Annotated in this window: 9 protein-coding genes; 2 read left to right on the top strand and 7 right to left on the bottom strand. The window is 48.6% G+C overall.

Features of this window, described 5'->3' with window-relative positions:
* Positions 1 to 487: 487 nt before the first annotated feature.
* Positions 488 to 2,146: a putative transporter gene (locus tag M988_RS00475; RefSeq protein WP_008815624.1), complete on the bottom strand. Its 1,659-nt coding sequence runs from the start codon at positions 2,144 to 2,146 to the stop codon at positions 488 to 490.
* Between the two features lie 443 nt (positions 2,147 to 2,589).
* Between M988_RS00475 and inaA the strand changes: the two genes are divergently transcribed.
* The gene (inaA, locus tag M988_RS00470) at positions 2,590 to 3,240 is read left to right on the top strand and encodes a lipopolysaccharide kinase InaA (RefSeq protein WP_039186048.1); all 651 of its coding nucleotides are present in this window, start codon (positions 2,590 to 2,592) and stop codon (positions 3,238 to 3,240) included.
* 58 nt (positions 3,241 to 3,298) lie between these two features.
* Here the strand turns inward: inaA and ghrB are convergent, their stop codons facing one another.
* The 5 genes from ghrB to glnA all read right to left on the bottom strand — a co-directional run bounded on the left by ghrB (position 3,299) and on the right by glnA (position 8,971).
* On the bottom strand, positions 3,299 to 4,279 hold the full coding sequence (gene ghrB / locus M988_RS00465) for a glyoxylate/hydroxypyruvate reductase GhrB (protein WP_064572461.1): 981 nt from the start codon (positions 4,277 to 4,279) through the stop codon (positions 3,299 to 3,301).
* Between the two features lie 210 nt (positions 4,280 to 4,489).
* Positions 4,490 to 4,612 (bottom strand): YshB family small membrane protein, encoded by a 123-nt coding sequence (locus M988_RS22745; RefSeq protein WP_004096782.1) that lies wholly within the window; start codon positions 4,610 to 4,612, stop codon positions 4,490 to 4,492.
* A 145-nt stretch (positions 4,613 to 4,757) separates the two neighbouring features.
* Positions 4,758 to 6,179 (bottom strand): nitrogen regulation protein NR(I), encoded by a 1,422-nt coding sequence (gene glnG / locus M988_RS00460; protein WP_008815627.1) that lies wholly within the window; start codon positions 6,177 to 6,179, stop codon positions 4,758 to 4,760.
* 46 nt (positions 6,180 to 6,225) lie between these two features.
* A complete protein-coding gene (gene glnL, locus M988_RS00455) occupies positions 6,226 to 7,302 on the bottom strand; it encodes a nitrogen regulation protein NR(II) (protein ID WP_004096784.1) in 1,077 nt (358 codons plus the stop codon).
* A 259-nt stretch (positions 7,303 to 7,561) separates the two neighbouring features.
* Positions 7,562 to 8,971 (bottom strand): glutamate--ammonia ligase, encoded by a 1,410-nt coding sequence (glnA, locus tag M988_RS00450; protein WP_004096786.1) that lies wholly within the window; start codon positions 8,969 to 8,971, stop codon positions 7,562 to 7,564.
* A gap of 366 nt (positions 8,972 to 9,337) precedes the next feature.
* On the opposite strand from glnA, the gene typA reads away from it, so the two are divergent.
* A complete protein-coding gene (gene typA / locus M988_RS00445) occupies positions 9,338 to 11,161 on the top strand; it encodes a ribosome-dependent GTPase TypA (protein ID WP_004096787.1) in 1,824 nt (607 codons plus the stop codon).
* 97 nt (positions 11,162 to 11,258) lie between these two features.
* Here typA and M988_RS00440 read toward each other — a convergent pair whose 3' ends face one another.
* Complete coding sequence (locus M988_RS00440) at positions 11,259 to 12,890, bottom strand: methyl-accepting chemotaxis protein (protein WP_064572460.1); 1,632 nt, start codon at positions 12,888 to 12,890, stop codon at positions 11,259 to 11,261.
* Positions 12,891 to 13,009: the final 119 nt, after the last annotated feature.

Here is a 13,009-nt window from a genome sequence, read left to right as displayed (position 1 = left end):
GGCTCTCCCTTCCAAGACTTAAACAATTAAAAAAACAAAGACAAAGGACAAAACAATATTATTTTGTCTTTTCGTGTTAGATGAAATGCATGATAGAACCGCCATCAGGGAAGATGGCGGTAGGTTGAGGGCGTACAGGATGTGCGCTCCGAGACCGGTCGGCCAAGCGACGCGGTAAAAAGCGCGAGAGTCGAGAGGTTACGCGCCGGTAACCTCTCGTCGGACGCCTACGCCAGCGGTGTCATGGACACATAAATGCTAACGGGCGGACGAAACCTTTCACCGTTGATGCATAAATTCAGACACCCTAGATGAAATGCATCCTAGAACCGCCATCAGGGAAGATGGCGGTAGGTCGATGGCGTACAGGATGTGCGCTCCGAGACCGGTCGGCCAAACGACGCGGTAAAAAACGCATCCGACGCGGTAAAAAACGCATCCAACGCGATAGCATAGAAGCCCCTTCCATAGACCCGAGCTTATGCCACTACATTGTCCAAAAAATCACCGCTAACAGCTGCGGAGACATAATCCTTAAGAACATCGCCAATGGGTAAACTGTTGCATATGACAGCGCTGCTGCGCCGCTAGTGGGGTGTAGGCCATTAGCAAAAGCCAGCGCCGGAGGATCGGTCATTGAGCCAGCCAACATACCGCAGATAGTCAGGTAGTTCATTTTTGCCATGGCTCGAGCCAGAATACCTGCCGTGAGCAGCGGGATAGCGGTGATCAAAATACCGTAGCCAATCCATGAAACCCCATCGCCGTTGACCAGCGTATCGATAAAGTTCCCACCCGATTTCAGCCCCACAACCGATAAGAACAGCACAATCCCCAGCTCGCGCAGCGCAAGGTTAGCGCTTGGAGGCATAAACCAATACAGTTTACCGATGCTGCCGATACGTCCCAAGATTAATGCCACGACAAGAGGGCCACCGGCCAATCCCAGCTTCAGCGCGGCAGGGAACCCAGGGATAAACAGCGGGATAGAGCCAAGCAAAACACCGAGCCCGATACCGATAAATACCGGTAGCATCTGCACCTGTTGCAGCTTCTGCTGAGCATTCCCGACGATATCTGCAACCTGATCGATAGATTCAGGGCGCCCTACCAAATTCAAAATATCGCCAAACTGGAGACTAGCATTGCTGCTCGCCACCAGCTCTACACCGGAACGATTAAGGCGTGAAATAACGACGTCATACTTCTGCTTTAGATTCAGATCACGGATTTTCTTGCCCAATACTTTTTCGTTAGTCACCACGACACGGCTTACCTGAAGCTCAGTACCACGTGTGGAAAGCGAAGTATCGACCTGATCGCCGATCACCAGACGCGCGTTTTCCAAATCCTGCCGTTGCCCTACCAAATGGATAAGATCTCCCAGCTCCAATATTGTATTTGGCATGGGAACCATCAAATGTTCACCCCGTTTTAGGCGTGAACAAACAATTTCATCACTGTTGATAATAGGCACATCACGGATAGGCAGCCCCGCGAGATTTGGATTTCGCACCGAGATATTCATCGTTTGCAGCAGTTCATGCTTCAATCCATTTTTTGAATCAAAGTCTTTAGCTTCAGCATCAACACTGATGCGAAATATTAAGCGCAGGATCCACATCACCAGCAAAATGCCACAAATCCCGAACGGATAAGCCATTGCATAGCCCATCCCCATTTTATCGACTAACGCAGGGTCCGAGCCTAAATCAGTCAGGATTTGTTGCCCAGCACCTAGCGCTGGAGTGTTGGTTACCGCACCAGAAAATACGCCTAAAATGACAGGCAGAGGAACATCAAAAATCTTATGCACTAACGCAGTTACGATACCGCTCAGAACCACCATAAGAATGGCAAAGCCATTCAACCTCAATCCAGATACACGCAGAGAGGAGAAGAAGCCAGGACCGACCTGAATCCCAATGGTATATACGAATAAAATCAGGCCGAATTCCTGAATGAAATGCAGCATATCGCCGTTAAGACTGAGATCATACGATTGTGCAAAATGACCAACCACAATCCCGCCAAACAGCACACCACCAATTCCGAGCCCCACACCATATATACGCCAATTGCCGATCCACAATCCCAGAACAGCAACAAGCGCCAGCATACTCACCGTAAGGGCGATATCGCTCATCGTACACATCCTTGATTAACAGGTAATAAAAGGCGGCATATGACTTGCTCGCCAGTGGTCCATGAAAATGTCATAACCACTTATAGTTACTGCAGATTCTCGCAAAAGCCGCTGCATACAACTGTGGTGTAAACCACATAACCGCTGCCATTATGAAACGTTTCACCTATTAAAACTGCAAATTGGATATTTGCTGTCCGCTAATTCGATTTCTCTCTTCTTCCAATCACATGCCTCATGCATTACACCGCGCGAGTTTTCTACAAAACAATAATTCCTACAAAACAATAAATAGCGAGGAGAGCGCTGGTAAACATAGCCCTTTAAGCTAAGTTAACTATTAGTTGTTGTGATTATTATTTCATTGTTTGGTATCTTCTCCTGTGGATTTAGGGATGTCCAAACAGTGATTAAGTGAAGAAAATTTCTCGCGAGGGGCGAGTATGGCATCGAAAAAAGAGTTAGATGAGTTTCAGCGCTGGTGGGCAACCGAAGGTGATTGGGTCGAAGAGCCCAACGAACGGCGCAAAGGTATGAGTGGCGTTCAGCGCATCGAACGTGACGGAAAAACGCTCTATGTAAAACGTCAGGTAGCGCACCTATTCCACTCGCTACGTTATCCGTTTGGTCGCCCAACGATTGTGCGTGAGATTCAAGTCATTGATGAACTCGCCGCGGCTGGTGTGATTGTTCCCAAAATCGTTTATGGCAAAGCGTTACAAATTAACGGTGAGTGGCGTGCATTATTGGTGACGGAAGATATGAAGGATTTCGTCAGCATTGGTGACTGGTATGAACAAAATATGCATCTCGACTGCAGTCCTGAAGTAAAGGCAGAAATGTTTAAACAGATCGCCGTTGCTTTCAAAAAAATGCATAGCGTTAATCGCCAGCATGGCTGCTGCTACGTGCGTCATATTTATGTGAAGAGCCGTGGTGAAGTATTGGCTGGATTTTTGGACTTAGAAAAAAGCCGCCGCCGCTGGGTTAGACAAAAGGCGGTACTGCACGATTTTAAGCAGTTAGAAAAATATTTGTCCCCCATTCCTCCTGAAGATTGGCAGAAGGTCAAAGAGCAGTATTATTCTTTATAGTTCAAATGGTTGGGTAAATAAAAATGTTATGGGCAGGTTAAACCTGCCCTAATAATTTCTATTTTTTATGCACCACCTGCGGATTCACGCAGTTTTCCATTGCTGTTCCCGTCAATGCCGCAATTAAGTTATCTACTGCGCACTCCGCCATGCCATAACGAGTTTCATGTGTCGCAGAGCCAATATGGGGTGCTAGCACGACATTTTTGAGCGTCATTAGCTCAGAGTCTTTTGGCAAAGGTTCCCGCTCGAAAACATCTAAGCCGGCCGCAAGGATTGTTCCATCTTTAAGCGCTTCAACCAGTGCATCTTCATCAACCACAGGACCGCGCCCTGCATTGATTAAAATGGCACTCTTTTTCATTTTGTCTAATTGTTCACGCCCAATCATGTGGTGCGTTTGTGGCGTCAGCGGCAGCGTAATGCAGACGAAATCAGACTGCGTCAACAGCGTGTCCAAATCGCAATGCTGAGCCGCATATTTTTGGTTGGCTTCCAGGTTTGGCGTACGCGTGTTGTAAAGCACCTTCATACCAAAGCCAAAGTGGGCACGCTGCGCCAATGCCATCCCGATACGCCCCATGCCAAGAATGCCGATGGTTTTATGGTGAACGTCTGTTCCGTAATACTTCGCATCAAGGCTATCATTCCAATGACCTGCGCGTACCCACGCATCCAACTCGGGAATGCGGCGAGCCGTTGCCAACATCAAGCCCATCAGCGTGTCTGCCACAGTTTCAGTTAACACCGTCGGCGTATGCATCAGTAAAATATGACGGCGCGTCATCTCATCGACATCAAAATTATCGTAACCCACCGATATCGTTGAAACCGCCCGCAGTTTTGGCGCCTGAGCCAGCAGGTCTGCATCAATGCGCCCACCCGAGCCAATCAGCCCTTCAGCATTTTTCAGCGCCTGTAAAAATGCGGGATAGGTTTGATGAGAAAGCTCGTCAAAGGCAGTTACGTTAAAATACTGGTTGAGCTTCTGCCGTAGATCGGCCGGCAGTGTTTTATACAACACGATGGCAGGTTTCATGTTCGCTCCTTGGAGATCCGCGATTTTATAGTGAGGGGCGCGTCAAGATTGTCTGATAATTCAGCCCCTTTCATTTCAGCATAACAGCGAAAGGCACACACAGGGTTCCGAATTACGTCTTAATCAGAGTGCATTTTAAAGATTGTGCCAACAAAAAAGGGCGTTGTTAGAACAACGCCCTTTCAGAGATGGGGAAGAAAGTGAAATTAATTAACCAAAAAAATTAAATAGCGCAGCGCATAATACAGCAGCAAATGCAGTCTGCGAGGTGTGCCCAGCCGCAGCGCTTAATTCAGTACCATGCGAGATCATGGCAAGCAGCGAATCGATCATCATAATCCTCCAAAAACGGTGTCGACGATCATACCGATCCACACGGTGCGGTTAAAGATCTGACCAGCTCTTTTTTTGTGCGCTCGATTGTATTTTTATTAACCAGATACCATTCATTAACACACAACCGATAGATCGTGTCACATTACTCCATGCCCAACTCTTTTAACTTACGCGTCAGGGTATTACGCCCCCAGCCAAGCAATCTCGCCGCTTCCTGTTTATGTCCTTGGGTATGGCGCAGAGCCGTTGTTAACAGAATACGTTCCATCTCTGGCTGTGCTTCAGATAACAAATCTTGATGCCCTGAACGTAAAGCATGTTCTGCCCATTGGGCTAATAAGGCTGACCAGTGACCAGAGGGAGATGTTCCGCCCGTGGTTTCCGGTACGCTAGTTTCAAATAGCTCGCTCGGTAAATCCTGAACGAGCAGTTCCTGCCCCGCAGCCATTACTGTTAGCCAGCGACAGGTGTTTTCTAACTGACGCACGTTGCCTGGCCACGGCAAACGCGTTAGCGCCAGCTCGGTATCGGGATGCAATACTTTGGCTTCCACGCCTAATTCGGTAGCGGCAACTTTTAAGAAATGACGCGCCAAGCGTGGAATATCCTCACGGCGCTCACGTAAAGGCGGAAGGTGTACACGGATCACATTCAGGCGATGGAATAAATCCTCACGGAATTTCCCCTCCTGAACGCGCTGCTCAAGATTTTGATGCGTTGCGGCAATAATACGTACATCCACTTTTACCGGCGCATAGCCCCCCACGCGATAAAACTGACCATCTGCCAGCACGCGTAACAAGCGGGTTTGAACATCCAACGGCATGTCACCGATTTCATCCAAAAACAACGTGCCGCCATCGGCTTGCTCAAAGCGCCCCTGACGGATTTGATTGGCGCCAGTAAACGCCCCTTTTTCATGGCCAAACAATTCCGACTCAATCAGGTCTTTAGGGATTGCCGCCATGTTCAGTGCAATAAAGGGCGCTTTTCCGCGAGGGCTGTGGCGATGCAGAGCATGGGCAACCAATTCTTTACCAGTACCCGACTCGCCGTTAATCAGCACGCTGATGGAAGAGCGAGACAGGCGGCCAATAATGCGGAAAACATCCTGCATAGCAGGCGCTTCGCCGATGATATCGGCTGCGGGATCGTTTACGGGTTGACTACGTGCTGGCTGCTGCTGTTCTTGATAATGACTGATTGCACGTTCAACAAGAGCCACCGCTTCATCAATATCAAACGGTTTTGGCAGATAATCGAAAGCCCCTTGCTGATAGGCACTGACCGCAGCATCCAAATCAGAATGCGCCGTCATTATGATGACCGGAAGCATCGGATGACGTTGTTTAATCTGCTTAAGCAACGCCAAACCATCCATTCCCGGCATGCGAATATCAGAGAGTAAAACATCTGGCGTTTGGGTGGCTAAGGCATCTAGCACCTGATTTCCGTTCTCAAACGTGACACAGCGCATACCCGCGCCGGTCAGTGCTCGTTCCAGCACCCAGCGAATGGAACTGTCATCATCTACGATCCAGACGATTCCTTGTTGCGTTGTCATAGTCGTCACCTCTGTTTACAGGTGGGCGATACGCCGGTTTGGTCAGTTACTTGCGAATAGGCAAGTAAACTGAAAATTCGGTGTGGCCCGGCCAGCTATTAAATTCTATTTTACCCTGATGCTGATCGATAAGATTTCGCGCAATCGATAGGCCAAGTCCAGTACCACCTTCACGGCCGCTGACCATCGGATAAAACAAAGTATCGTGCAGATGGGCGGGGATCCCCGGGCCATCATCTTCAATATCTATACGCGCCGCGAGGCGATAGCGCTCGCCATGCAGCGTGAGTTGAAATGCAGTGCGCGTGCGCAGCGTTATGGTGCCGCCAGCATTGCCTAGCGCCTGTAGTGCGTTGCGTGTGATATTCAGCAACACCTGTTCTATTTGTTCTGGGTCGTGCTCTAGCTCTGGTAGGCTGGGATCGTAATCTCGCACCAGCGTGACGTTATCGGGGCACTCCAACGATACCAACTGACACACCCGTTCTGCCACCTGATGAATGCTCTGCGTTACATGCTGACCCGGACGCTGTGGCCCAAGCAGACGATCAACCAGATTTCTCAATCGATCGGCTTGCTCAATAATCACCTTGGTGTATTCAGTCAGTGACTGATCCGGCAACGCTTTAGCCAATAGTTGTGCTGCACCGCGTAATCCCCCTAGCGGATTTTTAATCTCATGCGCCAAACCGCGAACTAAATCGCGAGCGGCAACCTGCTGGGCGTGTTGCAGTTGCTCTTGGCTAAGGCGACGCTGGCTGTCCATTGGTGACAGCTCCAGCAAAATAAAATCATCGCTCATTGGCTGGGCGGTCAGCGCCATGATGTGCGCATGCCCGTCGATCACCAGCGTCACTTCGTTATCGGTAAACCCCTGCCCCGCATGCAAGCTGTCGTGCATCAAGCGCACATTCAGCGAAAAATACCCCAACAAATCCGGCAACGGCGTACCAAATAATTTGCGTGAACTTTGCGCCAGTAGCTGCTGAGCAGCAGGGTTGGCATAGTGCACTGCCAGATTACGGTCGAGCAGCAAAACACAGGTAATAAGAGAATTGAGGATCTGCCCAGAATCAGGCTGTTTACGTGCGGTTTGTGCATCGGTCAGGGATTGGTCAGCCATACTACGAGCTCCTGCACTGTTTTGGTGCAAATAAGATAAATGCACTTTAGCATGCTTTCAAAACCTTGGGATTTAGCGAGTAAAATTTCGCTACTGCCACCCAGAAGTTGAGTTGCTCAGAAAAGTGGAGAAAAAAACCCATCCGAAGATGGGTATAAAGTTTCCACGGCAACAAAAAATCGACGAACCAATTTGAATCTTTTAACGGCACCTCACCAAGAGATGCCAATCGTATAAACGAGTGTCATTCGACGCTGTTTTAAACGCTGTAGTACAGTTCGAACTCAACCGGATGTGGAGTCATGCGTACACGTTCCATCTCTTCCTGACGCAGTGCAATGTAAGCATCAATCGCGTCATCGGTGAACACGCCACCACGGGTCAAGAATTCGCGGTCTGCATCCAGACAGGCCAGCGCTTCGTCCAGAGAACCCGCCACGGTTGGGATCTCTTTCGCTTCTTCTGGCGGCAGGTCATACAGGTTTTTATCCATCGCATCGCCCGGATGGATTTTGTTTGCAATGCCGTCCAAGCCAGCCATCAGCAGTGCCGCGAAGCACAGGTATGGGTTAGCCGCTGGGTCTGGGAAACGAACTTCGATACGACGCGCTTTAGGGCTTGCAACCACTGGAATACGGATAGAAGCAGAACGGTTACGGGCTGAGTACGCCAGCATAACTGGAGCTTCATAGCCTGGAACCAAACGCTTGTATGAGTTAGTGGTTGGGTTAGCCAGCGCGTTAATTGCTTTCGCGTGTTTGATAACGCCGCCGATGTAGTACAGCGCCATTTCAGACAGACCGCCGTATTTGTCGCCTGCGAACAGGTTAGTCCCGTTCTTGGAGAGAGACATATGGCAGTGCATACCAGAACCGTTATCACCAAACATTGGCTTAGGCATAAAGGTGGCGGTTTTGCCAAACGCGTGAGCCACGTTGTGAACCACGTATTTGTAAATCTGAATTTCGTCAGCTTTTTTGGTCATAGTATTGAAGCGGGTTGCCACTTCGTTCTGACCAGCGGTTGCTACTTCGTGGTGATGCGCTTCAACCACCAAGCCCATATCTTCCATAGTCAGACACATGGTAGAACGAATGTCCTGCGAAGAATCGACTGGAGGAACTGGGAAATAACCGCCTTTCACCGCAGGACGATGGCCTTTGTTGCCGCCTTCGTACTTGGTGCTGGAGTTCCATGCGCCTTCGATATCGTCGATAGCGACGTGGGAACCACGGATACTGCTACCGAAGCGAATGTCATCGAACAAGAAGAATTCTGGCTCTGGCCCAAACAGAACGGTGTCCGCAATGCCAGAAGAACGCAGGAAATCCTCTGCACGTTTAGAGATGGAACGCGGATCACGATCGTAGCCCTGCATGGTGCCTGGCTCAAGAATGTCACAACGGATAATCAGAGTTGGCTCTTCAAAGAAAGGATCCAGAACCGCAGTGCTTGCATCAGGCATCAGCACCATGTCGGATTCATTGATACCTTTCCATCCACCGATAGAGGAGCCGTCAAACATTTTGCCTTCTTCAAAGAAGTCAGCATTGACTTGATGAGCAGGGATCGTAACGTGCTGTTCTTTACCTTTAGTATCAGTAAAACGCAGGTCTACGAATTTGACTTCATGCTCATTCAGCATTGTTAATACGTGTTCAGCGGACATACTCTACTCCCGGTTGCCTAAGGTCGTCGTGGAACGAATCTGTATATTTAAATGGTTTATTCACCATAAATTTATACAAGCTAAAACCATGCCAACTTTACAAATCGCTCGGAAAGCGCATAATTGGCGTATCTGGTGGTAGGAGACTATGCACTAGAATAGAATTCCGCACCAGAATGGTGCAATGTAAGATTTCATATGCACCATTCCAGTGCAAATTGTTCATTCCCGCGCCGTTTGGCATCGTGAATAGGATCACAAACTCACCTTTTTACGGTTGTTTATAAGAGATGCTTGTGATCTTGTTTAGTCCCTCGCTTATTACGTGTACAATAGCGCGCTATTTCTAATGCCTGAGGCAAAGCTGTGATCGAAAATCTGCGTAACATCGCCATTATTGCGCACGTTGACCATGGGAAAACTACCCTGGTTGACAAGTTGCTACAACAATCCGGTACATTCGGTGAACGTGAAGAAGCAACTGAACGCGTAATGGACTCCAACGATTTGGAGAAAGAGCGTGGGATTACCATCCTCGCGAAAAACACCGCTATTAATTGGAAAGACTACCGTATCAACATCGTGGATACCCCGGGGCATGCTGACTTCGGTGGTGAAGTTGAACGTGTAATGTCTATGGTTGACTCGGTACTGCTGGTTGTTGACGCAATGGATGGCCCTATGCCGCAGACCCGTTTCGTGACCAAAAAAGCATTTGCTAATGGTCTGAAACCTATTGTGGTTATCAACAAAGTTGACCGTCCTGGCGCGCGTCCTGACTGGGTTGTCGATCAGGTATTCGACCTGTTCGTAAACTTGGATGCAACCGACGAGCAGCTGGACTTCCCAATCGTTTACGCTTCTGCGTTAAACGGTATCGCGGGTCTGGACCATAACGATATGGCCGACGACATGACTCCGCTGTATCAAGCGATTGTTGACCATGTATCTCCGCCACAAGTTGAAGCTGACGCACCTTTCCAGATGCAAATCTCTCAGCTGGACTACAACAACTATGTAGGCGTAATCGGTATCGGCCGCATCAAACGCGGTAAAATCAAACCTAACCAACAGGTGACTTTGATCGATAGCGAAGGCAAAACACGTAACGGTAAAGTCGGTAAAGTTCTGACCCATATGGGTCTGGAGCGTATCGAAGCTGACGTTGCTGAAGCTGGCGACATCATCGCAATCACCGGTCTGGGTGAACTGAACATTTCTGACACCATCTGTGAAGTCGGTAATGTTGAAGCTCTGCCTGCGCTGAGCGTTGATGAACCAACCGTGACCATGTATTTCTGCGTAAACACCTCTCCGTTCTGCGGTAAAGAAGGTAAGTACGTGACCTCCCGTCAGATTCTGGAGCGTCTGCAGAAAGAACTGGTACACAACGTTGCTCTGCGCGTTGAAGAAACCGAAGATGCTGACGCATTCCGCGTTTCAGGCCGTGGTGAACTTCACCTGTCGGTTCTGATCGAAAACATGCGTCGTGAAGGCTTCGAGCTGGCAGTATCTCGTCCTAAGGTTATCAACCGTAAGATTGATGGCCGTATGCAAGAACCGTTTGAAAACGTCACTCTGGATATCGAAGAGCAGCACCAGGGTTCAGTCATGCAAGCCATGGGTGAACGTAAGGGCGACGTTAAAAACATGGTTCCAGATGGCAAGGGTCGTATCCGTTTGGATTACATCATCCCTGCTCGTGGCCTGATCGGCTTCCGTACTGAATTCATGACTATGACTTCTGGTACTGGCTTGCTGTACTCCACTTTCAGCCATTACGACGATGTACGTCCAGGCGATATCGGCCAACGTCAGAACGGCGTGCTGATCTCTAACGGTCAGGGTAAAGCGGTTGCGTTTGCTCTGTTCGGTCTGCAGGATCGCGGTAAGCTGTTCTTAGGTCACGGTGCTGAAGTTTATGAAGGCCAGATCATCGGTATTCATACTCGTTCTAACGACCTGACTGTAAACTGCCTGACCGGTAAGAAACTGACTAACATGCGTGCTTCCGGTACCGATGAAGCAACCACTCTGGTTCCTGCGATCAAAATGTCTCTGGAACAAGCGCTGGAATTCATCGATGACGACGAACTGGTAGAAGTAACTCCAGTATCAGTACGTATTCGTAAACGTCACCTGACAGAAAACGACCGTCGCCGCGCAGCTCGTGGCCCTAAAGAAGACTAATCTTCTTTAACGATCGTTAACGTCTGATATCAGGGCACCTTAAGGTGCCCTTTTTTACGTTTAAAATTTAAAACCCCTGACGGAAAATAGGCGGCACTTAAATCCAGTTTTCGTCTAGATCTGTCACCTTAGCCGCCGTTTGCTTGGCAGAAAGCTTGTCATTCATCCCTTTAATCTGAAAGACCGCTACTGCATTGCTTAATGAGCCAGAAAGCTCTTCCACGTTGGTCGCCGTCGTTGCCACCTGTTCTACTAATGCGGCGTTCTGTTGCGTCACCTGATCCATCTGAGTGATCGCCACGCGGATCTGTTCTACTCCACGGCTTTGTTCTTCAGACGCATAAGAAATGCTATCCATCATCGTGCTTGCCTTAGTAATGGCACCCGTCATTTCCGCTATGGTTAACCCAGTTTTGTCTGCCAGCTCCGCACCTTCCTGAATATGGTGGGAAGACTCAGAAATTAGGCTGTTAATCTCCTTAGCGGACTGCGCAGACCGTTGAGCAAGATTGCGAACCTCGCTAGCGACCACGGCAAATCCACGACCAGCCTCTCCAGCCCGAGCGGCTTCCACCGCCGCATTTAGCGCCAGAATATTGGTTTGGAACGCAATACTGTCTATGACGCTAATAATGTCCCCCATCTTCTGCGCATTGGTTCTAATCACGTGCATTTTGCTATTCATCTCTTTCATCTGCTGCTCACCTTCATTGGCGATGGTGGCAGAAGCTTGGATCATTGATGAAGCCTGCACGGCGTTATCGGCGTTAAGCTTAACGGTAGATGAAATCTGCTCCATGCTCGCAGCAGTCTGCGCTAGAGCAGAGGCTTGCTCCTCGGTTCGGCTAGACAGATCGGTATTACCCGCAGAGATTTCTTGAGTGCCAATGTTGATAGACTCCACGCCGTCGCGGATGGATTTCACCGTCTCGATCAATTCATACTGCATTTCTTGCAACGAGGCACACAACCGACCAATTTCATTATTGTTTTCGACTTCAATCGTATGGCGAAGATCGCCTTTACCAATTTGCTCAAAATAGCCAGAAACCTTGCTTAAGGGTTTCACTAAAATACGATCTAGCCAGAAATAGGCTGCCAAGAATAGTAGAGCGACCACCACCAAAATCGCACACATCACCAAAATAGAGATTCGATATGAAGCCTTACTGATTTCGCTGATCTTGACCAGATTCTCCTGCCGCAGTTGTTCATAATTTTTGTATTTTTCATCGTAACCGCTACGAGCCTTCTGACGAGCATCCTGATAGTCCGTCATGCTCTTTTGCAGCTGCTCTGGGGTAGTGAAATTCTCGAAGATACCAATATTGGTTAATGCGCTCGCCACCTGATCCTCCTGAGCTTTTTTCATGATCTTACCCAGCTCTGGCTGTTCCATGGTTAGCCCAGGAATTTTCATAAACAGTTCAAAGTTCTGCTGCGAGGTTTGCAATTCATGACGCAAAGCCTTAACCACTTGAGGAACATTAACCGGCATGCGATTGGTTAATTGAATAAACGTGCTATCGATAATTGATCGCAGACGCAATACGGCATCACGAGAATCGGATAAAACCTTCTGTTCATTGGCCGTCGTTTCAAGAAAATTAATGTCCTTATCATTTTGATTAATAAAATATATTCCCATACCGCTAGCGGCAAGTTGAAGTATGGCAAATACTGCTAGCAGCAGTAACAATCCTGTTCTGATTTTTAAGTTTTTAAACATAGTGTCCTTGCCTTGTCTTGGGGGAAAAAATATGCACTCTGATTGGCTATCGGCGTAAGTTAGAAAAGTCTTATACCCACAGTAAAATAAAGGTTTTGCTGCTAATGAATTCGGGTTTG

The organism is Hafnia paralvei ATCC 29927 (assembly GCF_001655005.1).
Lineage (GTDB): Bacteria > Pseudomonadota > Gammaproteobacteria > Enterobacterales > Enterobacteriaceae > Hafnia > Hafnia paralvei.
Note: the sequence above shows the minus strand (reverse complement) of the source record. Positions and strands in the feature narration are given on the sequence as shown.

What these genes read in the sequence shown, in the direction of transcription:
- glnA (WP_004096786.1), bottom strand. Translation starts at nt 8,971, where the DNA reads ATGTCCGCTGAACACGTATTAACAATGCTGAATGAGCATGAAGTCAAA.
- M988_RS00440 (WP_064572460.1), bottom strand. Translation starts at nt 12,890, where the DNA reads ATGTTTAAAAACTTAAAAATCAGAACAGGATTGTTACTGCTGCTAGCA.
- ghrB (WP_064572461.1), bottom strand. Translation starts at nt 4,279, where the DNA reads ATGAAACCTGCCATCGTGTTGTATAAAACACTGCCGGCCGATCTACGG.
- M988_RS00475 (WP_008815624.1), bottom strand. Translation starts at nt 2,146, where the DNA reads ATGAGCGATATCGCCCTTACGGTGAGTATGCTGGCGCTTGTTGCTGTT.
- M988_RS22745 (WP_004096782.1), bottom strand. Translation starts at nt 4,612, where the DNA reads ATGATCGATTCGCTGCTTGCCATGATCTCGCATGGTACTGAATTAAGC.
- glnG (WP_008815627.1), bottom strand. Translation starts at nt 6,179, where the DNA reads ATGACAACGCAACAAGGAATCGTCTGGATCGTAGATGATGACAGTTCC.
- glnL (WP_004096784.1), bottom strand. Translation starts at nt 7,302, where the DNA reads ATGGCTGACCAATCCCTGACCGATGCACAAACCGCACGTAAACAGCCT.
- inaA (WP_039186048.1), top strand. Translation starts at nt 2,590, where the DNA reads ATGGCATCGAAAAAAGAGTTAGATGAGTTTCAGCGCTGGTGGGCAACC.